Origin of the sequence: Pseudochrobactrum lubricantis (genome assembly GCF_041929865.1) — a bacterium.
Taxonomy (GTDB): domain Bacteria; phylum Pseudomonadota; class Alphaproteobacteria; order Rhizobiales; family Rhizobiaceae; genus Pseudochrobactrum; species Pseudochrobactrum saccharolyticum.
This window is the reverse complement of sequence record NZ_JBHEEE010000001.1, coordinates 932,917-959,181: the sequence shown is the minus strand read 5'-3', so window position 1 is coordinate 959,181 and position 26,265 is coordinate 932,917. Positions and strand designations below refer to the sequence as shown.

The 26,265-nt window shown below is 52.9% G+C and carries 24 protein-coding genes; 10 read left to right on the top strand and 14 right to left on the bottom strand.

What is annotated here, in order from left to right; genetic code table 11:
- Positions 1 to 193 precede the first annotated feature (193 nt).
- The 4 genes from JNC80_RS04190 to hemC form a co-directional block, all read right to left on the bottom strand.
- Entirely contained in the window at positions 194 to 1,903 is a 1,710-nt protein-coding gene (locus tag JNC80_RS04190; RefSeq protein ID WP_376709581.1) for a heme biosynthesis protein HemY, read from the bottom strand.
- 24 nt (positions 1,904 to 1,927) lie between these two features.
- On the bottom strand, positions 1,928 to 3,346 hold the full coding sequence (locus JNC80_RS04185) for a COG4223 family protein (protein ID WP_376709580.1): 1,419 nt from the start codon (positions 3,344 to 3,346) through the stop codon (positions 1,928 to 1,930).
- Positions 3,347 to 3,426: 80 nt separating this feature from the next.
- The gene (locus tag JNC80_RS04180; protein WP_376709579.1) at positions 3,427 to 4,137 is read right to left on the bottom strand and encodes a uroporphyrinogen-III synthase; all 711 of its coding nucleotides are present in this window, start codon (positions 4,135 to 4,137) and stop codon (positions 3,427 to 3,429) included.
- A 3-nt stretch (positions 4,138 to 4,140) separates the two neighbouring features.
- Complete coding sequence (gene hemC / locus JNC80_RS04175; RefSeq protein ID WP_376709578.1) at positions 4,141 to 5,070, bottom strand: hydroxymethylbilane synthase; 930 nt, start codon at positions 5,068 to 5,070, stop codon at positions 4,141 to 4,143.
- A gap of 214 nt (positions 5,071 to 5,284) precedes the next feature.
- Here hemC and tsaD point away from each other — a divergent pair, with 214 nt between their 5' ends.
- The 5 genes from tsaD (at position 5,285) to JNC80_RS04150 (ending at position 8,888) form a co-directional block, all read left to right on the top strand.
- Positions 5,285 to 6,376 (top strand): tRNA (adenosine(37)-N6)-threonylcarbamoyltransferase complex transferase subunit TsaD, encoded by a 1,092-nt coding sequence (tsaD, locus tag JNC80_RS04170; protein WP_022709670.1) that lies wholly within the window; start codon positions 5,285 to 5,287, stop codon positions 6,374 to 6,376.
- Complete coding sequence (locus JNC80_RS04165; RefSeq protein ID WP_376709576.1) at positions 6,373 to 7,350, top strand: NAD(P)H-dependent glycerol-3-phosphate dehydrogenase; 978 nt, start codon at positions 6,373 to 6,375, stop codon at positions 7,348 to 7,350. The genes tsaD and JNC80_RS04165 overlap by 4 nt, the downstream gene beginning before the upstream one ends.
- A 12-nt stretch (positions 7,351 to 7,362) precedes the next feature.
- On the top strand, positions 7,363 to 7,653 hold the full coding sequence (locus tag JNC80_RS04160; RefSeq protein ID WP_376709575.1) for a YciI-like protein: 291 nt from the start codon (positions 7,363 to 7,365) through the stop codon (positions 7,651 to 7,653).
- Positions 7,654 to 7,685: 32 nt separating this feature from the next.
- Positions 7,686 to 8,114, top strand: a complete 429-nt coding sequence (locus JNC80_RS04155) for an EVE domain-containing protein (protein ID WP_022709673.1) — start codon at positions 7,686 to 7,688, stop codon at positions 8,112 to 8,114.
- 90 nt (positions 8,115 to 8,204) lie between these two features.
- Positions 8,205 to 8,888 (top strand): class I SAM-dependent methyltransferase, encoded by a 684-nt coding sequence (locus JNC80_RS04150; protein ID WP_376709574.1) that lies wholly within the window; start codon positions 8,205 to 8,207, stop codon positions 8,886 to 8,888.
- Positions 8,889 to 9,013: 125 nt separating this feature from the next.
- On the opposite strand, the gene JNC80_RS04145 is transcribed toward JNC80_RS04150, so the two are convergent.
- Complete coding sequence (locus JNC80_RS04145) at positions 9,014 to 9,895, bottom strand: DMT family transporter (protein ID WP_116088596.1); 882 nt, start codon at positions 9,893 to 9,895, stop codon at positions 9,014 to 9,016.
- 237 nt (positions 9,896 to 10,132) lie between these two features.
- On the opposite strand from JNC80_RS04145, the gene JNC80_RS04140 reads away from it, so the two are divergent.
- A complete protein-coding gene (locus JNC80_RS04140; RefSeq protein WP_376709647.1) occupies positions 10,133 to 11,506 on the top strand; it encodes an aminotransferase-like domain-containing protein in 1,374 nt (457 codons plus the stop codon).
- Between the two features lie 12 nt (positions 11,507 to 11,518).
- Here the strand turns inward: JNC80_RS04140 and JNC80_RS04135 are convergent, their stop codons facing one another.
- On the bottom strand, positions 11,519 to 12,082 hold the full coding sequence (locus tag JNC80_RS04135; RefSeq protein ID WP_376709646.1) for a L,D-transpeptidase family protein: 564 nt from the start codon (positions 12,080 to 12,082) through the stop codon (positions 11,519 to 11,521).
- A 310-nt stretch (positions 12,083 to 12,392) separates the two neighbouring features.
- Here JNC80_RS04135 and JNC80_RS04130 point away from each other — a divergent pair, with 310 nt between their 5' ends.
- Complete coding sequence (locus JNC80_RS04130; protein ID WP_028233341.1) at positions 12,393 to 13,073, top strand: response regulator transcription factor; 681 nt, start codon at positions 12,393 to 12,395, stop codon at positions 13,071 to 13,073.
- Positions 13,074 to 13,260: 187 nt separating this feature from the next.
- Entirely contained in the window at positions 13,261 to 13,716 is a 456-nt protein-coding gene (locus tag JNC80_RS04125) for a cyclic nucleotide-binding domain-containing protein (protein ID WP_022709734.1), read from the top strand.
- A 27-nt stretch (positions 13,717 to 13,743) separates the two neighbouring features.
- Here the strand turns inward: JNC80_RS04125 and JNC80_RS04120 are convergent, their stop codons facing one another.
- The 5 genes from JNC80_RS04120 to tesB all read right to left on the bottom strand — a co-directional run bounded on the left by JNC80_RS04120 (position 13,744) and on the right by tesB (position 20,827).
- Positions 13,744 to 15,336, bottom strand: coding sequence for an ABC-F family ATP-binding cassette domain-containing protein (locus tag JNC80_RS04120; protein WP_445482803.1), 1,593 nt, complete (start codon positions 15,334 to 15,336; stop codon positions 13,744 to 13,746).
- Between the two features lie 153 nt (positions 15,337 to 15,489).
- Complete coding sequence (xth, locus tag JNC80_RS04115) at positions 15,490 to 16,296, bottom strand: exodeoxyribonuclease III (RefSeq protein WP_376709572.1); 807 nt, start codon at positions 16,294 to 16,296, stop codon at positions 15,490 to 15,492.
- Positions 16,297 to 16,453: 157 nt separating this feature from the next.
- Complete coding sequence (locus tag JNC80_RS04110; protein ID WP_376709571.1) at positions 16,454 to 17,095, bottom strand: outer membrane lipoprotein carrier protein LolA; 642 nt, start codon at positions 17,093 to 17,095, stop codon at positions 16,454 to 16,456.
- Positions 17,096 to 17,189: 94 nt separating this feature from the next.
- Positions 17,190 to 19,748 (bottom strand): FtsK/SpoIIIE family DNA translocase, encoded by a 2,559-nt coding sequence (locus JNC80_RS04105; RefSeq protein WP_376709645.1) that lies wholly within the window; start codon positions 19,746 to 19,748, stop codon positions 17,190 to 17,192.
- A gap of 215 nt (positions 19,749 to 19,963) precedes the next feature.
- Positions 19,964 to 20,827, bottom strand: a complete 864-nt coding sequence (gene tesB, locus JNC80_RS04100) for an acyl-CoA thioesterase II (RefSeq protein WP_033315854.1) — start codon at positions 20,825 to 20,827, stop codon at positions 19,964 to 19,966.
- Positions 20,828 to 21,133: 306 nt separating this feature from the next.
- On the opposite strand from tesB, the gene JNC80_RS04095 reads away from it, so the two are divergent.
- Both JNC80_RS04095 and JNC80_RS04090 read left to right on the top strand, forming a co-directional pair.
- On the top strand, positions 21,134 to 22,405 hold the full coding sequence (locus JNC80_RS04095) for a ubiquinone biosynthesis hydroxylase (RefSeq protein ID WP_376709570.1): 1,272 nt from the start codon (positions 21,134 to 21,136) through the stop codon (positions 22,403 to 22,405).
- Between the two features lie 93 nt (positions 22,406 to 22,498).
- The gene (locus JNC80_RS04090; RefSeq protein WP_376709569.1) at positions 22,499 to 22,936 is read left to right on the top strand and encodes an OsmC family protein; all 438 of its coding nucleotides are present in this window, start codon (positions 22,499 to 22,501) and stop codon (positions 22,934 to 22,936) included.
- Between the two features lie 151 nt (positions 22,937 to 23,087).
- On the opposite strand, the gene JNC80_RS04085 is transcribed toward JNC80_RS04090, so the two are convergent.
- The 3 genes from JNC80_RS04085 to sdhA all read right to left on the bottom strand — a co-directional run bounded on the left by JNC80_RS04085 (position 23,088) and on the right by sdhA (position 26,264).
- Positions 23,088 to 23,459, bottom strand: coding sequence for a VOC family protein (locus JNC80_RS04085; RefSeq protein ID WP_376709568.1), 372 nt, complete (start codon positions 23,457 to 23,459; stop codon positions 23,088 to 23,090).
- 172 nt (positions 23,460 to 23,631) lie between these two features.
- Positions 23,632 to 24,411 carry a succinate dehydrogenase iron-sulfur subunit gene (locus JNC80_RS04080; protein WP_022709743.1) on the bottom strand — a complete coding sequence of 260 codons (780 nt, stop codon included), beginning with the start codon at positions 24,409 to 24,411 and terminating at the stop codon, positions 23,632 to 23,634.
- Positions 24,412 to 24,428: 17 nt separating this feature from the next.
- Positions 24,429 to 26,264, bottom strand: a complete 1,836-nt coding sequence (sdhA, locus tag JNC80_RS04075) for a succinate dehydrogenase flavoprotein subunit (protein ID WP_151158870.1) — start codon at positions 26,262 to 26,264, stop codon at positions 24,429 to 24,431.
- Position 26,265 lies beyond the last annotated feature (1 nt).

Here is a 26,265-nt window from a genome sequence, read left to right as displayed (position 1 = left end):
CATGCTCCAGTGCTTATACAGCCTTTGACAGGTCTTACACATAGACCAGCATCCGGAAGGATGCCAAGCATACAGACATGTTTTGTCTTACAAGTATCTTCTAATCTTTCTCAGAGTCACCAAGCTGCAACAAAAATACTGTTTTGCAACGGAATTAACGGACTTCATTCTGCAAACCCGACCGGACGCAGTATTAAAACAGCCGGAACGTCCCTTCCTTGCGTATCGGCACATCATGTTCTGCCGCCACACCCGGATCATCAACAATCAGACTATGCTTATCCTTCGCAGTGCCAGAATTATCAGGCTGCAAATCTTTAACGACCTGCACCGCAGGATTATCGCCCGTCTCAGTGAGAATAGTTACTTTGGCATTGCGCAGATTATTGTCCTGCGGTTCCATTTTCTTCGGAGCAGCTTTAGTTTTATCCGCAACAAGAGGCATAGTTTCCGCATCATCAGGATCATCGGCAAAGACCGGCTCCTTCACAGCCGGCATGTTTACCGGCTCAGCCTCTTCCACACGCGAATAAGTGACGGGTAAAAACGGCTCTTTCAGACTGTCATCATCGAGAACCGGAGACGTATCCGCCGCTATTTCCGTAAACGGCACCTTCCATTCAAAGGCGTTCAGGCGACCTGTCACCGGCGAGGCCGGTGCCCAATGGTCCGAAACAATACCGTCAGCCGTCCATGCCGGATCGCGCGGCGCTTTGACAGCCCGTGCAAGCCATTCACGCACGCGCCCCTGATCGCCTGTCTGCGCTTCTTCAATATCAGCCATCAGCAAATAAGCGCTTTCACGCGGATTAAGCTTCAATGCAGCTTCGGCATTTTCCCGTGCCAGCGTCAGCTCTCCGGCATCCAGCGCAGCCCGTGCAACAATCAAAACAGATTCCGCATGGTGACTGCGCAAACTTGCGAGCTGGCGCGCCTTTTTCAGCCGGTCAAGCGCCGTATCTCCGGCGCGCCCGTGAATATAGGCTTCGGCAATCTCAGGATGCGGCTCGCGTTTCCATGCCGCTTCAAGAATACGATTACCCTTGCGGATACTGCCGTCACGCAGCAAGCAACGCGCAGCAATCAATGCAGCCGGTATCAGTTCCGGTTCTAGCTTGAACGCCTCATTCGCGGCCTCACGGGAAGCCACAGCATCCGTTTCAAAACTGTCCATCGCCTGTGCTGTCAGCAAAACCGCACGGTTGCGTTTCAATGTCTCACGGGCAGCTTTACCGTCTTTGCCATAAGGAATAACCGCCTTGCGTGCCTCAAGTACCCGCAATGCACCGGTAACATCGCCCTGCAAAACCTTATGTCCAAGCACTGCATTCGACGCCCATTCCAGCTGCGGTGCCATCGTGCTGGCTTCCTGCGCATATTGATAGGCTGCTTCCTGCACGCCTTCACGGCTGGCCTCGAGATATAGTCCCCGCAAACCCAGCAATTTGGTTTCAGGATCCGCAATCATTTCTTCAAAATAACGGCGCACATCATCTTTACGCCCTTCCAATAAAGCGGTTTGCGCATCAAGCAAACGGATCAGCGGCTCCTGATCAACACTCAGCAATTTGGATGCCTGTTTGCTCATACGCCGCGCCGCTTCGGCATCACCCGCACCGGCAGCAATCAGGCCGGTTGAGAGTGACTGATAGCCACGGTCACGCTTGCGGGCGCGAAAATGACGCTGCAAAATATAAGGCGAGCGAATAAGATTTTTGACGATCCACCACAACAGCATGGCACAGGCAATGGCAGCCACAACCATACTGGCGGCAGTCATCAGAGAAATATTGTGTCGCTCTCCGGCAAATGTGAACACCAGATCACCGGGACGATCCGCCAGCCAGCCAAACCCCAGCCCCAGCACTGCGACTACAACAAGAAACAGGATTACCCGTATCATACCGTTCTCCCTTTCCTGTTTCGCTTATTGCGCAGCCGGTTTTTGCTCAGATGCCTGCGTTGAAGCGGTCATCAGCTGTGCCAACAATGCATCCGCATCGCGCCGTGCATTCAATGCATTATAAAAGCTCTGACCAACCTGTTTGGCGGCTTCCGGCAATTGCGCCCATTCCGTCATAGCCCGCTGCACATCCCCATTTTGCAAAGCAAATTCAATACGGGCAGTCACCGGCCCGACGCCGGAACCAGCGACATCACCGATTGGCCGTGACCGTACCAGATTTTTTGCACTGCCCACCAGCTGATCCCAGATACCGGCATCTGCCGCAGGCTTGTTAACCGCGGCCACCATATCATCCGCCAATGATGCAAATTGTGTGTTCAGCTGGCTTAGTGTCGAAATACCGGTTTCCGCCTGCGCTTCAAGCGCGGCAACAGAACCTGCCTGCTCCGGCAGCAATGACTTATAGGTCTGCAATTCATTCAGATAAGAACCGCCGCGATCAATCGCTGATTTCAAAGCATTGGCCGCAATAATCGCTGCCATATCCGGCTGCGTGGCCTGCGCATCTATCTTCGTCTGCAAAGCACCCAATTGCTGTTGCAGCGCTTTGACCTCGTCCGTATCAGTATTTAATGCGGCATTGGCCTGTTCTGCCTGAGAGCCGATCGTATTGAGCTTTGTTTCCATCGCATTCAGGCGCTCGGTCAGACCATTCACCAGCGCGCTATCCGCAGGCTGCGCCTGCCCTGCCAGTGTTTTCAGTTGCTCTTGCAGAGCTGTCACATCGGCACGGATCGCCTCATCATTTCCGGCTGGTGTTTCACTGGACTGCGGCAGTGCATTCAGGCGTTGCTGAGCTTCTGCAGCATTTTTCTCTGCGGCTTCCAGACGTGCTAACAAATCCGCATCCGGTTTGGTTGCAGCCTGCAAACCGGAAATCTGCTGTTTCAGATCTGCGATTTCTGCAATTGCCGCCTCATCACGATTGCTGGTCTGTGCCGGAAACAAACCCAGCCCCGCCCATTGCAGTGCGGTCGTGCCCAGCAGAACAATCACACCACCCGCCAGTCCGGCAATCCAGGGCGAAGTTGTTTTTTTCGTCTGCGGTGCGGAACTAGTGGCAGAATTCATGGTTTTTCCTGATGCAAAAGGATTAGGGCCAGAGACACCGGCTGAAGAAGCCGGTCGGGATGTGCTCTGCGGCGGAACCGAGGTTGCAGGTTTCGCTTCAACTTGCGCTTTTGGCGGTGGTGGTGCGGAAGATTTTGCAGCCGGTTGTGCCACAGGTTTTGGATCGCCCACCGGCTCTGCATCCGGCACAGTTTTACCCGCAGATTTTGCAGCGGATGCCTCAACAGCCTTCACATCAGACGGATCAAGATCAATCACCACCGGTTTACGGGTGGTCTTGCTGTGACGTGACACTGTGGATTTAGCCATGAGTCCTCTCGCAAAATCTGTATTTTAAACTTCAGATGCAACCTAAATGACGAAATTGAACAAATGGTTGCATATTTTCGTCAGATCAATGCCAGCAGGCGTAATAAAGCATTCTCATCCGGCGTTTCACTGATACGCACCTGCGCATTCCAGTTATCTGGTAATTCTGCAGCAATCCGCTGAGAAAGACAAAAAATATATTTCGCGTTCTGGATAAAAGCACCCTTTGCCTGCTTGTCCAGTGCAACAAACTGCCGTGCAGCGACAGCGGAATAGAGCAAAATCACCTCTGCCCTGCCGGTATCAGCAATCCGGTTCAACTCGGCATCGCTATAGGTAACAGGGTGGGTGTCATAGGTCTCAGCAACCGTCAGATTGATACCAGCGGCCGACAATTGCGCCTCAAAATCCGGCCGCCGGATTTTGCCGGTCAGATAAAGCACATGGCTGCCCGTTGGCATCCCAGCTGCCACATGGCGCCCCAGATGCAGCCCCCAGCCGTCACCGGCATAGATTGTCTCAAAGCCCGCATCCCGCGCAACAGATGCCGTTTTCTCGCCAACTGCATAAAGCTGCAAATGCCGGTAGGGTGCCAGTAAATCAGAATTGATATGGCGCAAGGCATTGGCGCTGGTCACAGCAACGGCATCAAAACTGCCCAGCGGCAATGATGCGCCCGTCGCCACAGTTTCACTCACCGGCAGACAAGACGGCAGATAACCTGCCGTTTCAAGTTTAGCGGCGGTTAAAGCTGCATCCGGTTGCGGGCGTGTGACCAGAACCCTGCGCATGTTTCAAGCCCAGCTGGTGAAGAAATCAGCACCGGCTTCTGCACGGATCCGCTCCGCGGCTTCCTTGCCCAGCGCCGCCGCATCTGCTGCAGCACCATCTATGAAAACGCGATGCAGGCGTGAACCGTCCGGTGTCAAAATCATACCGGAGAAATGCAAATGCCCATCTTTAACTTCCGCCAGACCGGCAATCGGCGTGCGGCAGGAACCGTCAAGCTGCGCCAGAAATGCACGTTCACAAGTCAGGCGGATAAATGTCTCTTCATGATTGAGCGGCTTAAGCAGCGCATCAACCCGCGCATCATTCACACGGCTTTCAATGGTTATCGCGCCCTGTCCCGGAGCAGGCAAAAACCGCTCTGTATCCATCAGTTCTGTGACTACATGCTCCAGCCCGAGGCGCTTCAGCCCTGCAAAAGCAAGAAATGTACCATCAACCTGACCTTCATCGAGCTTGCGCAGACGGGAATTCACATTACCGCGAAAAATAATAACATTGAGATCAGGACGGATATGCCGGATTTGTGCCTGACGACGCAGACTGGATGAACCAACTGTCGCCCCATGCGGCAGATCGGTCAGTTTTGCGCTGGTTTTACCGACAAAAGCATCACGCGGGTCTTCACGCTCCAGATAGGTGGAAAGATGCAAACCTTCCGGCAAAACCGTCGGCATATCCTTGGAAGAATGCACTGCAATATCAATACGTCCCTGTAACAGTGCATCTTCAATCTCTTGGGTGAACAGGCCTTTACCACCTATCTCCGACAATGCACGATCCTGAATACGGTCGCCCTGTGTGGACATCGGCACGATTTCAACATCCGTTTCGCTTAAACCATGTACAGCCATCAGGCGTGCGCGTGTTTCTTCTGCCTGTGCCAGTGCTAAAGCGCTGGAACGTGTTCCGATTTTTAAACGTGGTGTTTGCATCTGGCTCTGTCCGTGATACGCGAATGTCAAAGGCTTCTCTAACTGCCTTTCACCTCAGGGGCAAATTCATGACTGTAATATCATGAATATAATGCCACTATCCGGTGCAAGACAGAAAGATCAGCGAAGTTTGTTTATTGAACGCATTCTCCTTATGCAAAAGTGCTTCACGCTTTTTGCCGGAAATGCTTTGTTAATACGGGTCTAATCGCTTATGCGCGTGCTTGGAATAGAGACAAGTTGCGACGAAACAGCCGCAGCTATCATTGAACGCCATGAAAATGAACAAGGCGGGGTGTCTTCACGCATCCTGTCTAATGTTGTTCTGAGCCAGATTGCCGAGCATGAACCCTATGGCGGCGTGGTGCCGGAAATCGCCGCACGCGCCCATGTGGAAGCGCTCGACGGATTGATTGCCAAAGCACTTTCCGATGCGGATATGACCATCAATGATGTGGATGCTGTCGCTGCAACCGCAGGCCCCGGCCTGATCGGCGGGCTGATTGTCGGACTGATGACGGCGAAAGCCATGGCCTTTGCTGCGGACAAGCCTTTCTATGCCGTCAATCATCTCGAAGGCCATGCCCTGACAGCACGCCTGACCGACGGACTGGCTTTTCCATATCTGTTATTGCTGGTTTCCGGCGGTCATACGCAGGTTATTCTCGTGCACGGCCTTGGTCACTATGAACGCCTCGGCACCACGATTGACGACGCGCTCGGTGAAGCTTTTGACAAGACCGCCAAGCTGCTGGGACTACCTTATCCGGGTGGCCCTGCCGTTGAACAGGCGGCTTTGAAAGGTGATGCCTCACGTTTTGAACTGCCGCGCCCGCTCAAAGGTGAAGCGCGGCTGGACTTTTCTTTCTCCGGCCTTAAAACCGCCGTGCGCCAGACAGCAACTCAGCTTGTGCCGTTGAGCGATCAGGATGTGGCGGATATCTGCGCATCTTTTCAGACTGCCGTTGCCGATACGCTGAATGACCGTGTGAAGCGTTCTCTGCTCCGTTTTCGTGAAACCTATCCGGATAAAGAAAATCCGACATTGGTTGTTGCCGGTGGTGTTGCTGCCAATAAAGTGCTGCGCAAAGGCCTTGAAACGCTTTGTGAAAAACACGGTTTCGATTTCCTCGCACCTCCGCATATTCTGTGCACCGACAATGCGGCCATGATTGCATGGGCAGGCGCCGAACATGCAGCACGCACGGAGCCGGATAATCTCGATTTTGCACCGCGCTCGCGCTGGCCGCTGGACAGCACATCAGCGCCGCTGGTCGGCTTTGGCCGCAGGGGAGCAAAAGCATGAGTAAAATTACGATCTTAGGTGGCGGCGCATGGGGAACAGCGCTCGGCTGCATGGCCGCGCAGAACGGACATGAGGTCGTGCTCTATGCGCGCGATCCGGCAACGGTTGATGATATCAACCACAACCACCGCAATGGCCGCTATCTTGGCAATATCGCCCTACATGATAATCTTCGTGCGACCAGCGATGCAGCCGCAGCGCTGAACAATGCCGATACGGTTCTGGCCGTTATCCCTGCGCAATCCATGGCTGCGGCATTACAGGAACTGAAACCGCTCATTCCGGCTGATTGCCCTGTTGTGCTTTGCGCCAAAGGGATTGAACGCTCCACCGGACGGCTGATGTCGCAGATCATTGCCGATATTTTGCCTGACCATCCGATTGCAGCCCTTTCCGGCCCGAGCTTTGCCAGCGATGTTGCCCGTGGCTTTCCGACTGCCGTTACCATTGCCTGTGAAAATATTGCCATTGCCGATGATCTGGCCGCACAGTTTTCCGGCTGCACCTTCCGTTGCTATTCCTCCGATGATCTGACCGGCGTTGAAATCGGCGGCGCGTTGAAAAACGTCATTGCCGTTGCAGCCGGTGCCACGATCGGTAAAGGTCTTGGCGCATCGGCACAGGCAGCTTTGGTCACCCGCGCTTTTGCAGAACTGCGCCGTATTGCCGTGGCCTTTGGCGGACGACCTGAAACCCTGATGGGATTATCCGGCCTCGGCGATCTGATGCTGTCCTGCTCCTCACCGCAATCGCGCAATTATTCCTACGGGCTGGCCTTGGGACGCGGTGAACCGCTGGAAGGCCTGTTGCTCGCCGAAGGTGTGGCCACAGCGCCGGTGATTGCCGAGCTTTGCGCGCGCAAGCAAATCAATGCACCAATCATCACCACAATTGCGGCCTTGCTCAATGGCAGTATCACCATTGATGCCGCTGTTACCGGATTATTGTCCCGTCCTTTGAAAAACGAAGATTAGGAACCTGACCTCATGCTGTTCGCCATTCTCTGCAATGACAAAGCCGATCATCTGCAACTGCGCCTTGATACCCGTCCTGCCCATCTCGATTATCTGAAAAGCCTCGGCTACAAGATAAAATTCGGCGGCCCTTTTCTGAGCGAAGCCGATCAGAAACCGGTTGGCAGCATGCTGATGGTTGAAGCTGAAACCATTGAAGATGCAAAAGCCATTGCCGCTGCAGATCCTTATGCATTGGCCGGCCTGTTCGATAATGTGACTGTGCGCCCGTGGAACTGGGTCATCAACAAACCTGCTGAATAAACTTGGCCTGCTGAATAAATCCGGAGAAAACTGTGGCATATTGGCTGTTTAAATCTGAACCATTCAAATGGTCGTGGGAAATGCAAAAGGCCAAAGGCGCTGTCGGCGAGCAATGGGACGGCGTGCGCAATTATCAGGCACGCAATAATATGCGCGCTATGCAGCTTGGCGATAAAGGCTTTTTCTATCATTCCAATGAAGGACTGGAAGTCGTCGGCATTGTGGAAGTTTGTGCATTGGCGCATCCTGACAGTACAACGGACGATCACCGCTGGGAATGTGTGGATATCCGCGCCGTCTGCGATATGCCGAAGCCGGTGACATTGAAAGATGTGAAGGTCAATCCGCTGTTGAGCGATATGGCGCTGGTCACATCCATGCGTCTTTCCGTACAGCCGGTCAAAGAAGACGAATGGATCGAGGTCTGCCGCATGGGCGGATTAGACCACACCAAAATTTAAGAGCACAACAATGCAGAACGCAACCCAAACACTATTCCGGAAGCGTTCTGCGTTTGCAGTCGCTTATCCTCTGCTTGATCCGGAGCGTCTATGCCCCTCCTGATCCCGGACTCGACGCGCGCAACGCAATTCATCCTCGACAATACCGGCATTCACCACCCACCCCATGTGCCGGAAATCGCGCTTCATCTTGCCGATGAGGCTCATGAGCTTTGGCATAAGACCGAAGAAGAACTTTCCGAAATCGGATTACCGCCGCCCTATTGGGCTTTCGCATGGGCAGGCGGTCAGGGCGTTGCCCGCTATATTCTCGATCATCCGCAGGCTGTACAAAATAAACGCGCACTGGATTTTGCCTCCGGCTCCGGTCTGGTCGGCATTGCAGCCCTTTTGAGCGGCGCAAGTTCTGTAACTGCCAATGATATCGATCCTTTTGCCCGCCATGCCATCAGCCTGAACAGTGTTTTGAACAAAGTGTCCTGTAACTTCAGCAATGCTGATCTGATCGGTCAGGATATGAGCGGCTCTTTTGATGTTCTGCTGGCCGGTGATGTCTTTTATGACAAGCCATTGGCTGACCGGCTGATCGTCTGGTTTGACATGCTGGCTGCTAAAGGCATGCAGATTATCGTCGGAGATCCCGGACGGTCTTATCTGCCGCGGCACCGTCTGACAGAGCTGGAAGTCTATTCCGTACCGGTCACCCGCGCTCTGGAAGATGCAGACGTAAAGCGCACCACTGTCTGGCACTATGGTGAAACGCAAAAGGCGTAGCTAAAAGCCACGCCTGATTGGTTTGATCCATATGATGATTTGCGAAGTATAGCGATATTATTCAGATATATCGCATCGCACATTTTTTAGTTTTGTCGCTAAGCGCTATATTTGTGCAATAGTGCTCAAATATAGCGCTTAGCTCCGGCAACACACATCACCACAACACATGCCACCGCCATCATCGCGATGCTCACCGGTTCGCCAAGCACAAAAGCTGCCAGAGCGAGACCGAAAAACGGCTGCAATAATTGCAACTGCCCCACGCCTGCCGCACCGCCAAGTGCCAGCCCGTGATACCAGAAGAAAAAACCGATCAGCATACTGAACAGCGATACATATCCCACACCCAGCCATGCAGGCGCTTCAATGGCCGCAAAATTATCCGGCCGCAACGCGACAGCCAGCACCAGCATTACCGGCAGCGCCAATACCAGCGCCCAGCAGATCACCTGCCAGCCACCAATCGTGCGGGACAGCCGCGCACCTTCCGCATAGCCATAACCGCAGACAATGATCGACAACAGCATCATTACATTGCCATAGAGCGAAAATTCTCCGCCCGACTGATCTTTCGCCAAGGCAAAAAATGCCACCGCTGCACTGCCCGCCAGCGAGAACATCCAGAACCGCCATGACGGATTGCTGTCTCCCCGCAACACCGCAAAAATTGCAGTACTGAGCGGCAGCAGACCGATAAAGACAATTGCATGGGCAGAGGTCACATATTGCAAAGCCAGCGCTGTAAATAACGGAAACCCGACCACAACACCGCCTGAAACCAGCGCGAGTGAAATCAGCTCAGATGGCGTCGGCAATTTCTCGCGAAATGCCAGCAACAGAGCGCCGCCCAAAAGACCGGCAATGGTCGCCCGTAGCACTGTCAGAAAAACCGGATCAATCTGCAAGACAGCCAAACGCGTTGCAGGCAGAGAGCCGCTGAAAATTAAAACACCTATAAAACCGCTGATCCAGCCAGCACTTTGGCTATCCGCTTGCTTATTCATTTTCACATATTCTCGAAATTTATTGCGTATTTCGCGATAAGTATTGATACACAGGCAAAATTGTCAGATACAATTTCAGTACAATTTAAACAAACTGTACTGCTCAATTCGGAGATACAGATGACTTATCATTCCGGATATACAGCGCCGGACGCGCTGCAAACAGCAAGCGATACGGCTGATCAGCTTTCCGTCAGTCAGGAAATTCTGGAAGCGACAACGCTGGTTGAGAAGGTGATGACAATCATCCGCGACCGTATCAGCGCCATGAGCCTGATGCCGGGCGCGCGTCTGCCTTCCATCCGACGCCTTTCGGAAACCATGTCCATATCCAAATCCACAGTGGTGGAGGCCTATGACCGGCTGGTGGCTGAAGGCATTATTCAGGCACGGCGCGGTGCCGGTTTTTATGTCGCTGAGAAAAATCATCCGCCGCTCATCAGCTCGGATTTTGCAGACACTCATAACCGCAATATCAATCCCTATTGGGTAATGCGGCAATCGCTGAGCAATACAGAAACCACCTTCAGACCGGGTTGCGGCTGGCTGCCGTCAGACTGGCTGCCGGAAGAAGCCATCCGCCGCGCCTTGCGCCAGATTGCCCGCAATCCCGCATCGAATATATCGGAATATGACGAACCGCTCGGCCTGCCATTGCTGCGCCAGTTGCTCAGCACCCGTCTTCGTGAACAGGGCGTTACAGCAGCCCCGTCACAAATCCTGCTCACCGATTCCGGCACCAATGCACTTGATCTGATCTGCCGTACATTTATCCGCTCCGGCGATACGGTGCTGATTGATGATCCGTGCTATTTCAATTTCCGTGGTCTGTTACTCGCGCAGGGCGTCAATCTTGTCGGCGTACCTTACACCCCCCAAGGACCTGATCTGGAAAGCTTCGCACGCCTTTGCACGCAATACCGGCCAAAACTCTATCTCTGCAATTCCGGCATTCACAATCCGACCGGCGCCACCATACAGCCGGCAACGGCACACCGCCTGCTCAAACTTGCCGAACAGCATGATCTGATTCTGGTTGAGGATAATATTTTTGCAGATTTTCATCAGAATCCGCCACCGCTCTTAGCAGAACTCGACGGTCTGGAGCGGGTGATCCATATTGGCAGCTTCTCCAAATCCCTGTCAGCAGCCACGCGCACCGGTTATATTGCCGCGCGTCCTGACTGGCTGGAAAATCTCACCGACATGAAACTGGCAACCAACTTCGCCAGTAATGCACTGTCCTCACAGATCATCTATCAATTGCTGACAGACGGCAGTTACCGCAGCCATATTGAAAAAATCCGCGTCCGGCTGGCAGAATGTCAGACACGGACGCGGCAGAAGCTTCTTAATGCAGGCTTCAAGCTCTGGTGTGAGCCGGTTGGCGGCATGTTTCTCTGGGCACAATTGCCGGATGATCTGCCGGAAGGTGTGGACAGCGACACGATTGCCAGACGCGCTTTGGATCACAATATCGTTCTGGCGCCCGGTAATATTTTCAGCCAGTCACAGACATGCAGCCAATTCATGCGCTTTAATGTTGCCCAGTCCGTTCATCCGAAGATTTTCGATACGCTCAGACAGATCATGTATCTGCCTGCGACATGAATGTGAGATAAATCAGCCGCGTCGCACACGGATAACCGTATCTCCCGAAAGATGCGGTAATAAACGCATCATGTCGCGACGGCTCAGGGCAATACAGCCTTCTGTCGGCGTATAGGTTTCCCGTGAAAGATGGAAAAATATTGCACTGCCGCAGCCTTTTTTGCGCTCGGTAATATTCCAGTCCATGACCACGCAAATATCGTAGAGCTCATCCTTGCGCCACATCTTCTCGTGGCTGCGCTGATAGGTGGCTGCGACCGGCCGGTTATAATTGCGGTCATTGGCGGCATCACACCAGCCATCCTGTGGCTGCGTAGGCCGAAAGCGCAATGCTGTTGCCGGCTGATCCCCGATCACCGGTGTCTGACGGCGGTATCCGTAAAGCAGACGCATCTGCGTCAAAGGCGTTGCACCATCCCCTTCGCGCTTGCGGGAGGACACGCCGCCCTTGCCCAAAGCACAGCGCAGCACCAGCGGTCCGGCAATCAGATAACCCTGACTGCGATGCCCGGGACGCACATGAACATCCATAACTTTAATCGTGCGGGATGTTTTTCTGCCTGTGTCGCCCTGCATCAGGCCGCTTTGCTTTGCTTCTCTGCCGAGTATCATATGTATAGGCCCCCTCCGGACCGGTTTTGTATGCTATTTTCCGGTAACGCTCTGGAAACACCAGAGAATCATTTCTCCTGCCATATATTTACACAGCTAATTTTATTCACATCCATAAACTGATGTCAGATCGCTTAAAAGCAGCATTAAAGGCGTATTTTATAAGGTAAATTTTGTTTCATCTGACCTCTCTTTAGTTTTTCTTCGTTAAATGTCATAAATCACCCATCTTGCTGATGTTCAGCTCCCGTTTTTGAAACCGAATGAGGCAGATATGATCGCCCATACACTTCTGATCGTTGATGATGATGAGGATCTTCGTTCCATCCTGATCGACCAGCTGTCACTTCATCCTGAATTTCAGATCCTGCAGGAAGATACTGCCGGCAAAGCAATTCAGACCGCACGGGCAAATAATATCAGCCTGCTGATTATGGATGTCGGCCTGCCGGATATGGATGGCCGTGATGCCGTCAAACAGCTGCGTGCCGGTGGTTTTACATCACCGATCATCATGCTGACCGGTCACGATACAGATTGCGACACCATTCTGGGCTTTGAGTCCGGTGCCAATGACTATGTGACCAAGCCGTTCCGTTTTGCAGTGCTGCTTGCCCGCATCCGCGCGCAGCTGCGCCAGCATGAACAGAGCGAAGACGCGACCTTTATCGTCGGGCCTTATACATTCAAACCAAGCCAGAAGCTGCTGCTCGATCAGAAAGGCGATAAAATCCGCCTGACTGAAAAAGAAGCGGCAATCATCAAATTCCTGTACCGCGCCGGTGGCGTGGTCGGACGCGATGTCTTGCTGGAAGAAGTCTGGGGCTATAATTCCGGCGTTACCACGCACACGCTGGAAACCCATGTCTATCGCCTGCGTCAGAAAATTGAGCTGGATCCGTCCAATGCCAGCCTGCTGATTACCGAAAGCGGCGGGTATAAGCTGGTTCCCTGAGAATGAAGACAGCCCGGCATTCATTCTGTCCGGGCTGCTTAATATTCTGCATAAAAGATGATTTTATCGAAAACTTTAGATATTTTTCGGTAATTTGGGTTACAGCATAATTCTTCCGGAACAGGACACGATTATTCCCGAGCGGGAACCGGTTCCGGAATAAGGATTATGTGTAAGAAAGAGACATATGGCGCTCGATGATGACATTCAGTTCCTGAGTACGATTGGCCTTTTCGAGGCCTTCTCGGCTCAGCACCTGCGGCTGCTTGCCTTTGGCGCAGAACGCATGGTTCTGCGTACCGGCAGGGAACTGTTTCATGAAGGGCAAAGTGCTGACTGCGCCTATATTGTTGTCAGCGGCAGCATTACCCTTTTTCATGAAGGCAAGCAGGGACGCGTCAATCTGCGCTCAATCAGCACCGGCTCAGTGCTGGGTGAAATGGCACTGATTGCACAGACCAGTCGTCTGACCGGCGCCGTCGCCGATACAGAAACCGAAGTCATCCGTCTCAGCCGCTCCATCTTCCACCGCATTCTGGAAGAATATCCGGAGCTTGCCGCTTCGCTCTATCTGCATATCAGCAATAATCTGAATGAGATGGTCGAGCAGATCGACAAGCTGTCATCCCGTTTTTCCGATTAAAACATCTCCGGCTTTGCCTGACATGCTTTAAAGCGGCAATTCGATACGCCGCGTAAGTGCGATTGCGTTCAAAAACACCTCATCATGGCTGGTAATCAGCAATGCGCCTTCATAGGAGTTGAGCGCCGTTTCCACCGATTGCAGTGCGACAATATCCAGATGATTGGTTGGCTCATCAAGGATGAGCAGTTCCGGTGCCTGAACACCACCCAGCACACAGGCCAAACCTGCCCGCAGCCTCTCACCACCGCTGAGTTCTCCAACCTTTTGCAAAGCCGCATCCGCACGGAACATAAAGCGCGCCAGCGCGGCGCGGCAATCATTGTCCGTAGCTTCAGGTTGCAGAAGCTTGAAATTATCCCTGATACTCAGATCATCATTCAACAGGCTCACATGCTGATCCAGCATGGCATGACGGACATAATATTGTACGCTGCCCTGCTGCGGTGTCAGCTTTCCCGCCAATATATGCAGCAAAGTCGTTTTTCCTGATCCGTTCGGCCCGCATAATGCAATGCGTTCCGGGCCTGTAATCTGCAAAGACAAATCCTGAAATAACGGCTGACGATCATTAAAAGTCATTGTCAGATGTTCCGCAACGAGTACCGTTTTCGTTGCGGCAAGACTGAGATTGCCGAGGCCAAAATTCTGCGGGATCAGCCGCTCAAACTTGCTCTGCGCCTCACTCAGCGCCTTCTGGCTGCTTTCTGCCTGCTTTTGCGCCAGTTGATTATTACGCCCGCCGGTTGCCTGTGCGCGATCTTCTCTGGCATCCAGCAGCAATTTGCTTTGCCCTGCACTGAAACGGGATTTCTTACCGGCAGAATCCCGTTTCTCCTGCCGCTCTCTGATAAGACGTGCCTGTTTCTCCGCCTGTTTGACAGCTGTTTCCGCCACAGCAAGATCATGACGGGCAGCGGCAAGTTCTTCCGCTTTGCGCATCTCATAAAAATCCCAGTTACCACTATAAGACGACACACCAATCGGCGTCAGCTCAATAATCCGGTCCATCTCGCGCAATAATGTGCGGTCATGGCTGACCACCAGCGCCCCGCCACGCCAGTTGCGCAGCAGATGCAGCACAGCCTCACGTCCCTGCATATCCAGATTATTGGTCGGCTCATCCAGCAGGATCAGATCCGGCTCGTGGAAAATCAGGGCAGCCAAAGCGGCACGGGTTTTCTGCCCGCCGCTCAAACTATCCAGCTGCGTTTGCGGGTGGAGTTCTGGCAGACCCATTTGGGAAAGCGCATCCTCAATCCTGCTTTCCAATGTCCAGTCCGCATCAGCCAGATCATCGTCGCTGCCTTCACCTGCCAGAATACGCGCCTGCGCAGCCAGTTGCGCCGTCACACCAAACAAGTCGGCAATCGTTTCATGCGCTTCATTCGTATTCTGATGCAGGAATCCGAGTTTGGCATGACTGGTCAGCGAACCACTGGCCGGTGCTGTTTCACCGGCAATGATACGCAATAGAGTTGATTTACCCGTGCCGTTACGTCCGATCAGACCGGTACGTTCACGGGACAGATGAAGAGAAAGATTTTGAAAAAGACTGCGGCCGTCAGGCGTTTGCGCAGAAATATTTTGCAGTGTGTACAGAGTTATCAAGAGCAGCATCCCGTGAAACAACAAAAACATCAGTTAAGAAAAACTGTGCTGTCTGCTTCATTGTGATGAACTCCTCAAATACACTTTTAACCGGCATGAGTAGCCGTAAAATTTATTTAAACAGGCATCGTGACTTATTCAAGTCACGATGCCTTGAATGTTTCAGTCGAGATCGAAGCGGGCAATAACCGGCACGTGATCGGAAGGACGCTCCCAGCCACGGGCATGGCGCAGAACCTGCAATTCTTTCATATGCTGTTCAAGATCTTTGGAACCCCAGACGTGATCGAGACGACGGCCGCGATCAGATGCATCCCAATCTTTGGCTCGGTAGCTCCACCAGGTGTAAATTTTCTGATCTGCAGGGATGACCTGCCGCATCAGATCACTCCAGCCGCCTTTCACCCGCAAATCTTCCAGTGTCTCGGTTTCAACCGGCGTATGGCTGACAATTTTCAGCATCTGCTTATGTGACCAGACATCATTTTCCAGCGGTGCAATATTGAGATCGCCCACCAGAATGGAAGAAAAACCATCACCCCGATCTGCCGTTACTGCCCGCATTTCCTCAAGGAAATTCAGCTTATGGGCAAATTTCGGATTGATCGTCACATCCGGTTCATCCCCGCCGGCAGGCACATAGAAATTATGGATGCGGATTGATTTACCGCCTGCCTGCACAACACTGCTGAGATGACGGCAATCACCCATATCGCAGAAGCCAATAACTTCCGTATTTTCCATCGGCCGGCGCGACAGAGTGGCCACGCCGTGATAGCCCTTCTGGCCGCTGATCGCGATATGTTCATAACCGGCGTTACGCAGCTCTTTGAGCGGAAACTGGTTATCAGGACATTTGGTTTCCTGCAGGCACAACACATCCGGTGTGTGCTTCTCCAGAAAGTCCAGAACCAGCGGCAAACGAAGGCGAACTGAATTGATATTCCAGGTGGCGACGGAAAAACTCATTAAACTGCTCAACGGGCTGAAGGGTAAAAGACGAAACAGGTGAGATCTCACCATAGTTTGCGTAACATAAGCCGCTTATGCAGGATGTGCAAATGCCGGATAAATAAAAAATGCCGCGCTAAAGCAAGCGCGGCATTTTCAATAGTTTGAACAAGGATCAGCGATTTTTGCGCTTCATAGCCAGACGCTGATAGTCAATCTTGAACATATTATCCGCAAAACGCACACCTTTCTGCACGTTGAAGATCATCACCGTGGTATCCTGACGCTGCGCATCAGTAATCGTCCACTGCTTCAGTTCCGCATTGGCCGAATCAAACATCAGCGCAATTGTGGCATCGGCAAAAACCGCTTTGTCGCCCAAAATCATGGTCAGCGCATCCGGTTCGTTTTTCAAACCGCGCAAACGACCGCCGCCTAAATCAACATGGTCGCTCAACAAGAGTTTCAGTGGTGTTTTCGACAGCGGATACAAATCCCATGTATCCAGCTTCTTATTATTGACGACGACGGATTCACCATCAGAGATCACGGTGATCGGCGATTTATCATAGTTGAAACGGATTTTACCCGGACGCTCAATATAGAATTTACCGCCGGTCTGATCACCTTTCGGGCCAAACTGCACAAATTCACCGGTCATGGTTTTCACAGCTGTAAACTGATTGGCAATAGCCTGCGCCTGCGCACCACTATTTGCTGATTGCGCCTGCGCAAAACCGGCAGGCAACAGCACGCCCAGAGCAACGGATGCAACAGTGAGATATTTTGCGACCATGAAAGGCAATTTCAGTTTCATCAGAGACATATGCTCCCGTATTCGTTATGACGGTTTTCACCGTGTTCTTTTATCTTTTAAACCGGCAGTTTGACCTGAGTGTGGCAGAACAGGATCAGTAATCATCATCCTGCGTCGGGACGAGAATATCGCGTTTGCCCGCATGATTGGCAGGCCCCACAATTCCCTCTTCTTCCATACGCTCGATGATCGAAGCTGCACGGTTATAACCAATGCCGAGACGGCGCTGGATATAGCTGGTTGAAGCCTTCTTATCGCGCAGCACCACGGCTACAGCCTGATCGTAAGGATCGTCGGAATTTTCCAGATTGGACGTTCCGGACGGTGCGGAACCGCCCTCGTCCTCATCATCTTCCATAACGGCATCCAGATATTCCGGCACGCCCTGCGCTTTAAGGTGCTGAACCACCTGTTCAACTTCATCATCGCCGACAAAAGGCCCATGAACACGCTGGATACGACCGCCACCGGCCATAAATAACATATCACCCATACCCAAAAGCTGTTCAGCGCCCTGCTCGCCCAGCACCGTACGGCTGTCAATTTTGGAGGTAACCTGAAACGAAATACGGGTCGGGAAATTCGCCTTGATCGTACCGGTAATCACATCCACCGACGGGCGCTGCGTTGCCATAATCACATGGATACCGGCAGCACGCGCCATCTGCGCAAGACGCTGCACCGCACCTTCAATATCTTTACCGGCAACCATCATCAGATCAGCCATTTCGTCGATAATCACGACGATATATGGCATTGGCGACAGATCCAGCTCTTCGGTTTCATAAACCGCCTCACCGGTATTGCGGTCAAAACCGGTCTGCACCGTGCGGGAAATCTGCTCGCCTTTTTTCTCAGCCAGTGAAACACGGCTGTTGAAACCGTCAATATTGCGCACGCCGACTTTCGACATTTTGCGATAGCGGTCTTCCATCTCGCGCACAGCCCATTTCAGGGCGACAACCGCTTTCTTCGGATCAGTCACGACAGGGGTGAGCAAATGCGGAATACCGTCATAAACGGAAAGTTCCAGCATTTTCGGATCAATCATAATCAGGCGGCATTCCTGCGGGGTCATGCGATAGACCAGCGACAGGATCATGGTATTAATCGCCACAGATTTACCGGAACCTGTGGTACCGGCTACCAGCACGTGAGGCATTTTGGCGAGATCGGCAATCACCGGCTCGCCATTAATGGTCTTGCCCAATGCTAGTGCCAGTTTGGTTTTGGTCTGCATGAAATCACGGCTCGCCAGCATTTCACGCAAGAATACCATTTCGCGCTTCGGATTAGGCAGTTCAATACCAATGGCATTGCGCCCCGGCACCACCGCCACACGGGCAGAAATCGCACTCATTGAACGGGCAATATCATCAGCCAGACCGATGACACGGGAAGATTTAATCCCCGGCGCCGGCTCCAGCTCATACATGGTCACAACCGGACCCGGCTTGACCTGAATAATCTCACCGCGCACGCCGAAATCTTCCAGCACACCTTCCAGAACACGGGCATTCTGCTCCAGTGCTTCTTTCGACAGTGACGGATCGCGCGCAACCACTTTCGGCTCGCTCAGATAATTGAGATCCGGCAGCATGAAGCGGCCGCCATTATTCACCGGATGCGTTGGTGCGCGGGCTGTCGGAGCTTTGCGTGCCGCCTGCATGCGCGGAGCTTGTACAGCTGCAGGTTGTTGCGGTGCCGGTGCATCATCATAATCATCATCGTCAAAATGCATGTCATCAGCAGCATGACCGGCAGGTTCAAAGCCCGGTTCAAAGCGCTGGCCTGCTCCCCGACGCGCGACTGTTACATCACCAAACGGATCATCATCACGGTTGCGTTTGCGCGATGAAGACGGATTGCGCTTCAGACCGAACATGCGCCGTACCGATGCCTTGGCGCTCAGCATCCAGTGCGATGCAGCACCCAAGGTCGATGCGGACAGAGTTGAGAAGAAGCCCGCGCGGATCTCGCCGGTTTCCTCATCAAAATCTTCATCATAATGATCGTCTGCGACCTGACGTGCTTTGGCGCGGACAGGTTTTGTCAGGCTGCGCTCACGGCCGATCAAACCACTGGCAAAGGCGCATAACCACAAAGCCGGAACAGACAAAATAACAGCAATACCAAGCGCAATCACACCGGTAGGAAATTCACCTAAGAAGACGCCCGGCACTTTGAGCACCATATCGCCGAACACACCGCCAAGGCCGATCTGCATCGGCCAGCTTTCCGGCGGCGTGACACAGCTGGCAATCGCAGCAAACAACAATGATGCAAAAAACCATGCAGAAATACGTCGTGCCAAACGGTCAATACGACCATTGACGATCATCAAAATGCCCCAGAAAACCAGCGGCAGCAGCACAACGACACTGGAAAGACCATAAAACTGCATGGCAAGATCGGCAAAAACCGCACCCGGATAACCTGCAGCATTGGTCACTTCATTGGCAGTCGCATGGCTGAAACTCGGATCAGCCACATTCCATGTGGCAAGTGCGGCAACAGCGCCCGCCACCAAAGCCAGCAGCAACAGGCCGGAGAAAATATCAATCTGACGACGCAGCAAAGCGCTGAGCCTCAGACGTTCTCCCCGAATTTCCTGTTCATCTGGCCCGTAGGACGGTGAATAGCCTTGCCGCATGAAACCTGCCTCAATTTTTTTCACCTGTTTCAACCCGCAGAAATGCGGAAGACAGGTAAATTTTATGAATCGCGTCCGATCATACAATAACGGTAGTTAAGACAGCATTAACCATGAGTCCGTCATTCCTTGACATATTCAGCAGGCTTAAAATACAGAAACACGCCCGTTTTCGGGCGTGTTTTGTAATTTCACTCTGTTTTACAGTGCATATATCAATCGCGGACGCGGATCAGACCTTCCTGCGCCGTGGAGGCAATCAGCACACCGTCACGGGTAAAGATTGAACCACGGTTGAAGCCGCGCGCACCGGTTGCCATCGGGCTGTCCTGACTATAGAGCAGCCAGTCATTCAGCCGACACGGATGATGGAACCACATCGAATGATCAAGACTGGCAACCTGCATACCCGGATCAAACACTGCGCGTCCATGCGCATGCAGCGACGTATCCAGCAAAGTCATATCTGAGAGATAGGCCAGAATTGCCGCCTGCAATGCACGGTCATCCGGCACCTCACCGCAGGCGCGCACCCAGACATTTTGCTCCGGCGGCAACGGATCTTTGGTGAGATAATGGCTGAGCGATACCGGTTTCATATCGATCGGCTGGTCGCGCTCCAGATATTTGCGCACGGCCTTTGGCGCCATCTGGATATATTGCTCTTTCATATCTTTGATGCTGAGCAGTTTTTCCGGCATCGGCACATGAAGCGGCATCGGAATCTGATGCTCAAGCCCTGCTTCATCAATCTGGAACGAGGCAGACAAAGTAAAAATAGCTTCGCCATGCTGGATCGCCACAACCTGACGGGTCGAAAAGCTCGAACCGTCACGAAGCCGTTCCACACGATAAATAATCGGAATTGAAGGATCGCCGGGGCGCATGAAATAGCCGTGCAGAGAATGGACAAAACGCCCTTCCTCAACGGTGCGTTGTGCCGCAACCAGTGCCTGACCGATCACCTGCCCGCCAAAAACCCGCTGCCAGCCCACCTGAGGGCTGCGACCACGAAACAGATTATGCTCCAGCGGCTCCAGATCAAGGATCGACAAAAGTTCTTTCATTGCTTCAGACATAGGAAACTCATTTTCTGCGACAGCTAGAGCATTTCACAGTCAAGTTGGATCAACTTGACGCCCGTGACAATGCGACCAAACAAAAACCTAGAGCGAGCGCTGTGCCCCACTCCGGATGTAAACCGCTCTATACTATGGCTACAACCGGTCGTCTGACGGCGCAAGGGATTGCGGGTAAAAACTGCGGCATTTCCGCTTGAGACAAACCGGCTTAAAGCCTATCTACATCTATGTGTTATAAAGCACGAACTGGTTGAAAGAGAACTGACAGTCCTGCAAACCTGTCGTGCAGAGAAGGAAACCGTCATGGCCAAATCGTCCCGCAAATCATCTCCGGCTGCTGCTGAGGCGGCATCTGCTCCGGTCAAAACAGATGTTCTGATCGCGGGCGCGGGTTATGTGGGGATGACCACGGCGGTTGCCATTAAAACCGGCGCACCTCAGCTGGATGTCACAATCATTGATGCCGCACCGGCCGGTCAGTGGAAAAAAGATCCGCGCGCTTCGGCCATTGCCGCTGCCGCCACCCGCATGCTGGAACAGCTTGGCTGCTGGCAGGCAATCAAACCGGATGCACAGCCGATCAATGACATGGTGATCACCGATTCCCGCGTGTCCGATCCGGTGCGCCCTGTTTTCCTGACCTTTGCCGGTGAAGTAAATCCGGGTGAACCTTTCGCCCATATGGTTGAAAACAAGGTTCTCAATGCCTCGCTTCATGCCAAGGCAGCTGAACTCGGTATTCATGTGATTGAAGGCTGCGGTGTTGAAGGTTTCACCACCGAATCCAATGCTGTGACTGTAACACTGGCCGATGGCCGCATACTGGAAACAAGACTGCTGGTCGGCGCCGATGGCGTGCGCTCACGCATGCGCGATCAGGCCGGTATTAAAACCGTTCACTGGAGCTATGGTCAGTCCGGCATTGTCTGCAATGTCTCCCATGAGCGTACGCATGAAGGCCGCGCGATTGAACACTTCCTGCCTGCCGGGCCTTTTGCCATTCTGCCGCTCAAAGGCAACCGTTCATCGCTGGTCTGGGCAGAGCGCACTGAAGATGCAAACCGTCTGGTTGCGCAGGATGATTTTGTTTTTGAAGCCGAACTGGAACAGCGCTTCGGTCACCATCTGGGTGAAATCCGTGTTGAAGGCAACAAGCGGGCTTTCCCGCTGGGGCTCACACTGGCGCGTGAATTTGTAAAGCCACGCTTCGCACTGGTCGGTGATGCCGCGCACGGTATTCACCCGATTGCCGGACAGGGGCTGAATCTCGGTTTCCGCGATGCGGCAACGCTGGCACAGGTGATTGTTGATACCGAGCGTCTCGGTCTTGATATCGGCTCATTTGCTGCGCTGGAAAAATACCAGACATGGCGCCGCTTCGACACAGTGCAGATGGGCGTCAGCACCGATGTTCTGACCCGACTGTTTTCTAATGACAATCTGGCACTGCGCACCGTGCGCGATATCGGCCTCGGTCTTGTTGACCGCCTGCCGGTGATGAAAAACTATTTCATCAAACAGGCCGCAGGTTTCGGCAAGGAAAACCCGCGCTTGTTACAGGGTGAGGCGATCTGACAAAAATCTGCTTGGATTGCACTGGATAATAGGCACGTCAAAACTATTTCTTTTCATAGAGTCTCAGACACGGGATCAATTAGGAGAGAGACAATGAACCGAACTGCCACGGCCATCTGGAACGGCGACCTGAAAACCGGCACCGGAAAACTGACAACCCAGAGCACCGCACTCAATGAACTGCCTTACAGCTTTAAATCACGGACTGAAGATATACACGGCAATGCAGGCACCAATCCGGAAGAACTGATTGGTGCTGCCCATGCCGGTTGTTTTGCCATGATGCTGTCGTCCCTGCTTTCCACCAATGGCACACCGCCAACGGAATTACAGACAACCGCGACCATCAGCACCGTGCCGAATGAAGGCGGCGGTTTTTCCATTGCCAAAAGCGATCTGACTTTGCGTGCGCGCGTTGCCAATATTTCCGAAAATGATTTTCAGAAATTGGCCAAACAGGCCAAAGAAAATTGTCCTGTCTCCCGCGCTTTGAATGCGCTGGAAATCAATCTCACGGCCACATTGCTTTAAATCTGAGTACAATTAAAAAAGCCGCAGATTTGATCTGCGGCTTTTTTCTTTCAAGCGCATCCCGAAAAGTGTGAAGCGGTTTTCGGAATAAGATGCGCGTCAAATCATATAAAAAGAGCGGTTCTATCGATTAGCATTAACTGGAACCGCTCTAAGCGGGCATGTGACAGACAACTTCAATAATATGCCCGTCGGGGTCTTTAACCTGAGCACTAAAATAGTCCGCATGATAATTCGGGCGTAAAACCGGTGCGCTGTGCTCAAGACCGCCTGCACTGAGTGCTGCCTGATAAAAGCGCTCAACCTCGCCGCGTGTGCCCGCCAGAAATGCCAGATGCATCTGCCCCTGATAGGCCGAACCTTTTTGTGAGCCGATCCAGAATTCCGGCTTGCCATGACGGCCATAGCCCTGCCAGTTGCCAAATTCCGTGACAGCATCAATGCCCAGTGGTGCCAAAGCAGCAGAGTAAAAAGCCCGCGCTTTATCTTTATTGGTGACCATAAATCCGATCTGATCCAGCATAGCGGCCTCCGCCAAAGATTACACAACTTATGCAAACACGAAACGCTGACAGCGCGTAAGAGTTGCAGACTAAAGCATAAAAATTTAAGCGCGCTTAATCAGGCAGATTTATGAAGCCAATAAAAAAGGCACCGCGAACGGTGCCTTTTAGTTTTTTGGTTATTCGCCGTGATTATACGCGGCGCTCGACCATCATTTTCTTGATCTCGGCAATCGCCTTCGCAGGGTTCAGGCCTTTAGGGCATGTCTGCGCACAGTTCATGATTGTGTGGCAGCGATAAAGACGGAACGGATCTTCGAGGTTATCGAGACGTTCGCCTTTTGCTTCATCACGCGAGTCAATCAACCAGCGATAAGCTTGCAGCAGCACGGCAGGGCCGAGATAACGATCGCCGTTCCACCAATAGCTCGGGCACGAGGTCGAGCAGCAGGCACAGAGAATGCACTCATAAAGGCCGTCCAGTTTGGCGCGGTCTTCATGGCTCTGCAGCCACTCCTTCTGCGGCTCAGGCGAAACCGTTTTCAGCCATGGCTCAATAGAACGATGCTGCGCATAGAAATGGCTCAGATCAGGCACCAGATCCTTCACAACCGGCATATGCGGCAGAGGATAGATCTTAACAGTGCCTTTAATGTCTTCCATGCCTTTGGTGCATGCAAGCGTATTCGAACCATCAATATTCATAGCGCAGGAGCCGCAAATACCTTCACGGCAGGAGCGGCGCAGCGTCAGAGTCGGATCAATCTTGTTCTTGATATACAAAAGTGCATCGAGAACCATCGGGCCACAATCATCAAGATCGACATAAAATGTGTCGAGACGCGGGTTCTGACCGTCATCCGGCGACCAGCGATAAATCTTGAATTCACGCAGGTTCGTTGCACCCGCAGGCTTGTCCCAGACTTTGCCGGGACGGATCTGCGAATTCTTGGGAAGTGCCAGTTCTACCATTGCTCTTTCCCCAATCCTTAGTAAACGCGCGCTTTAGGCGCAATTTTAGCGAGGCTGATGCCACCGTCTTCTTCCTTGACCAGCGGGTCAAGATGAACAGGGCGGCTGCCAAGCGTAACTTTACCGTCTTCTGAGAGCCAGGACAGCGAATGCTTGCGCCAGTTCACGTCATCACGGTTCGGGAAATCCTCATGGGCATGGGCGCCACGGCTTTCCTTACGGGCTTCAGCGGCCACAACAGTGGTCATCGCATTGGCCATCAGGTTTTCCAGCTCCAATGTTTCCATCAGATCAGAGTTCCAGATCAAGGAGCGATCAGTCACTTTAATATCCGGCATTTCTTTCCAGATCGCGGCCATACGTTCACAACCCTGTTTCAGGGATTCTGAGGTACGGAACACTGCAGCATCTTCCTGCATAGTGCGCTGCATTTTTTCACGCAGAACAGCAGTCGGAGTGCCGCCGTCAGCAAAGCGCAGACGGTCAAAACGTTCCATGATCTTATCGCAGGCAGCGAGATTGAGATCAGGAATTTTTGCAGCGCGGTCAATCACTTCACCGGCGCGGATTGCAGCCGCACGGCCGAATACCACGAGATCGATCAGTGAGTTTGAGCCAAGACGGTTTGCACCATGCACGGACGCACAACCGGCTTCACCCACAGCCATCAGACCAGGCTGTACACGATCAGGGTTTTCTTCCGTCGGGTTCAGCGCTTCACCCCAATAATTGGTCGGCACGCCGCCCATATTGTAGTGAACTGTCGGCAGAACCGGAATCGGCTCTTTGGTCAGATCAACACCGGCGAAAATCTTGGCGCTTTCCGAAATACCCGGCAGACGCTCATGCAGAATTGCCGGATCAAGATGATCCAGATGCAGATAGATGTGATCTTTGTTCTTGCCAACGCCGCGGCCTTCACGGATCTCAATGGTCATGCAGCGGGACACAACGTCACGCGATGCCAGATCCTTGGCGGAAGGTGCATAACGCTCCATGAAGCGCTCGCCCTCAGAGTTCACAAGATAACCGCCTTCACCGCGTGCGCCTTCTGTAATCAGGCAGCCTGCGCCGTAAATACCGGTCGGGTGGAACTGAACAAATTCCATATCCTGCAGAGGCAGGCCGGCACGTGCAACCATGCCGCCACCGTCACCGGTGCAGGTATGGGCAGAGGTTGCCGAGAAATACGAACGACCGTAACCGCCGGTGGCCAGAACGACCATTTTAGCGGAGAAACGGTGAATGGTGCCGTCATCCAGATTCCATGCCACAACGCCGGTGCAAACACCGTCAGTCATGATCAGATCAAGCGCGAAATATTCAATGAAGAACTGCGCATTGTTCTTGAGTGACTGGCCGTAGAGTGTGTGCAAAATAGCGTGACCGGTACGGTCAGCAGCAGCACAGGTACGCTGTACCGGAGGGCCGTCACCGAAGTTCTGCATATGACCGCCGAACGGACGCTGATAGATTTTACCTTCTTCAGTACGGGAGAATGGCACGCCGTAATGTTCCAGCTCATAAACCGCCGCAGGCGCTTCACGGGCCAGATATTCCATGGCGTCTGTATCACCGAGCCAGTCGGAGCCTTTAACAGTGTCATACATATGCCACTGCCAGCTGTCCGGTCCCATATTGGAAAGCGAAGCAGCAATACCGCCCTGCGCTGCAACCGTGTGGGAGCGCGTCGGGAAAACTTTGGTAATGCAGGCTGTTTTAAAGCCCTGCTCTGCCATACCCAGTGTTGCACGCAAGCCTGCACCACCGGCACCGACAACCACAACGTCAAATTTGTGATCGACATAGGTATATTTGCTGCCGTTAGCAGCTGTGTCTTTAGTTGTTGCCATT

Excerpts from the sequence above, each read along its gene's own strand:
- JNC80_RS04190 (WP_376709581.1), bottom strand. The coding sequence starts at position 1,903 with ATGATACGGGTAATCCTGTTTCTTGTTGTAGTCGCAGTGCTGGGGCTG.
- JNC80_RS04180 (WP_376709579.1), bottom strand. The coding sequence starts at position 4,137 with ATGCGCAGGGTTCTGGTCACACGCCCGCAACCGGATGCAGCTTTAACC.
- JNC80_RS04135 (WP_376709646.1), bottom strand. The coding sequence starts at position 12,082 with ATGCAGGGCGACACAGGCAGAAAAACATCCCGCACGATTAAAGTTATG.
- JNC80_RS04110 (WP_376709571.1), bottom strand. The coding sequence starts at position 17,095 with ATGAAACTGAAATTGCCTTTCATGGTCGCAAAATATCTCACTGTTGCA.
- JNC80_RS04145 (WP_116088596.1), bottom strand. The coding sequence starts at position 9,895 with ATGAATAAGCAAGCGGATAGCCAAAGTGCTGGCTGGATCAGCGGTTTT.
- JNC80_RS04160 (WP_376709575.1), top strand. The coding sequence starts at position 7,363 with ATGCTGTTCGCCATTCTCTGCAATGACAAAGCCGATCATCTGCAACTG.
- xth (WP_376709572.1), bottom strand. The coding sequence starts at position 16,296 with ATGAGTTTTTCCGTCGCCACCTGGAATATCAATTCAGTTCGCCTTCGT.
- JNC80_RS04130 (WP_028233341.1), top strand. The coding sequence starts at position 12,393 with ATGATCGCCCATACACTTCTGATCGTTGATGATGATGAGGATCTTCGT.
- JNC80_RS04095 (WP_376709570.1), top strand. The coding sequence starts at position 21,134 with ATGGCCAAATCGTCCCGCAAATCATCTCCGGCTGCTGCTGAGGCGGCA.
- JNC80_RS04185 (WP_376709580.1), bottom strand. The coding sequence starts at position 3,346 with ATGGCTAAATCCACAGTGTCACGTCACAGCAAGACCACCCGTAAACCG.
- JNC80_RS04105 (WP_376709645.1), bottom strand. The coding sequence starts at position 19,748 with ATGCGGCAAGGCTATTCACCGTCCTACGGGCCAGATGAACAGGAAATT.
- JNC80_RS04165 (WP_376709576.1), top strand. The coding sequence starts at position 6,373 with ATGAGTAAAATTACGATCTTAGGTGGCGGCGCATGGGGAACAGCGCTC.
- JNC80_RS04140 (WP_376709647.1), top strand. The coding sequence starts at position 10,133 with ATGACAATCATCCGCGACCGTATCAGCGCCATGAGCCTGATGCCGGGC.
- tesB (WP_033315854.1), bottom strand. The coding sequence starts at position 20,827 with ATGTCTGAAGCAATGAAAGAACTTTTGTCGATCCTTGATCTGGAGCCG.
- JNC80_RS04085 (WP_376709568.1), bottom strand. The coding sequence starts at position 23,459 with ATGCTGGATCAGATCGGATTTATGGTCACCAATAAAGATAAAGCGCGG.
- hemC (WP_376709578.1), bottom strand. The coding sequence starts at position 5,070 with ATGCAAACACCACGTTTAAAAATCGGAACACGTTCCAGCGCTTTAGCA.
- sdhA (WP_151158870.1), bottom strand. The coding sequence starts at position 26,264 with ATGGCAACAACTAAAGACACAGCTGCTAACGGCAGCAAATATACCTAT.
- JNC80_RS04150 (WP_376709574.1), top strand. The coding sequence starts at position 8,205 with ATGCCCCTCCTGATCCCGGACTCGACGCGCGCAACGCAATTCATCCTC.
- JNC80_RS04125 (WP_022709734.1), top strand. The coding sequence starts at position 13,261 with ATGGCGCTCGATGATGACATTCAGTTCCTGAGTACGATTGGCCTTTTC.
- JNC80_RS04090 (WP_376709569.1), top strand. The coding sequence starts at position 22,499 with ATGAACCGAACTGCCACGGCCATCTGGAACGGCGACCTGAAAACCGGC.
- tsaD (WP_022709670.1), top strand. The coding sequence starts at position 5,285 with ATGCGCGTGCTTGGAATAGAGACAAGTTGCGACGAAACAGCCGCAGCT.
- JNC80_RS04080 (WP_022709743.1), bottom strand. The coding sequence starts at position 24,411 with ATGGTAGAACTGGCACTTCCCAAGAATTCGCAGATCCGTCCCGGCAAA.
- JNC80_RS04120 (WP_445482803.1), bottom strand. The coding sequence starts at position 15,336 with ATGCTGCTCTTGATAACTCTGTACACACTGCAAAATATTTCTGCGCAA.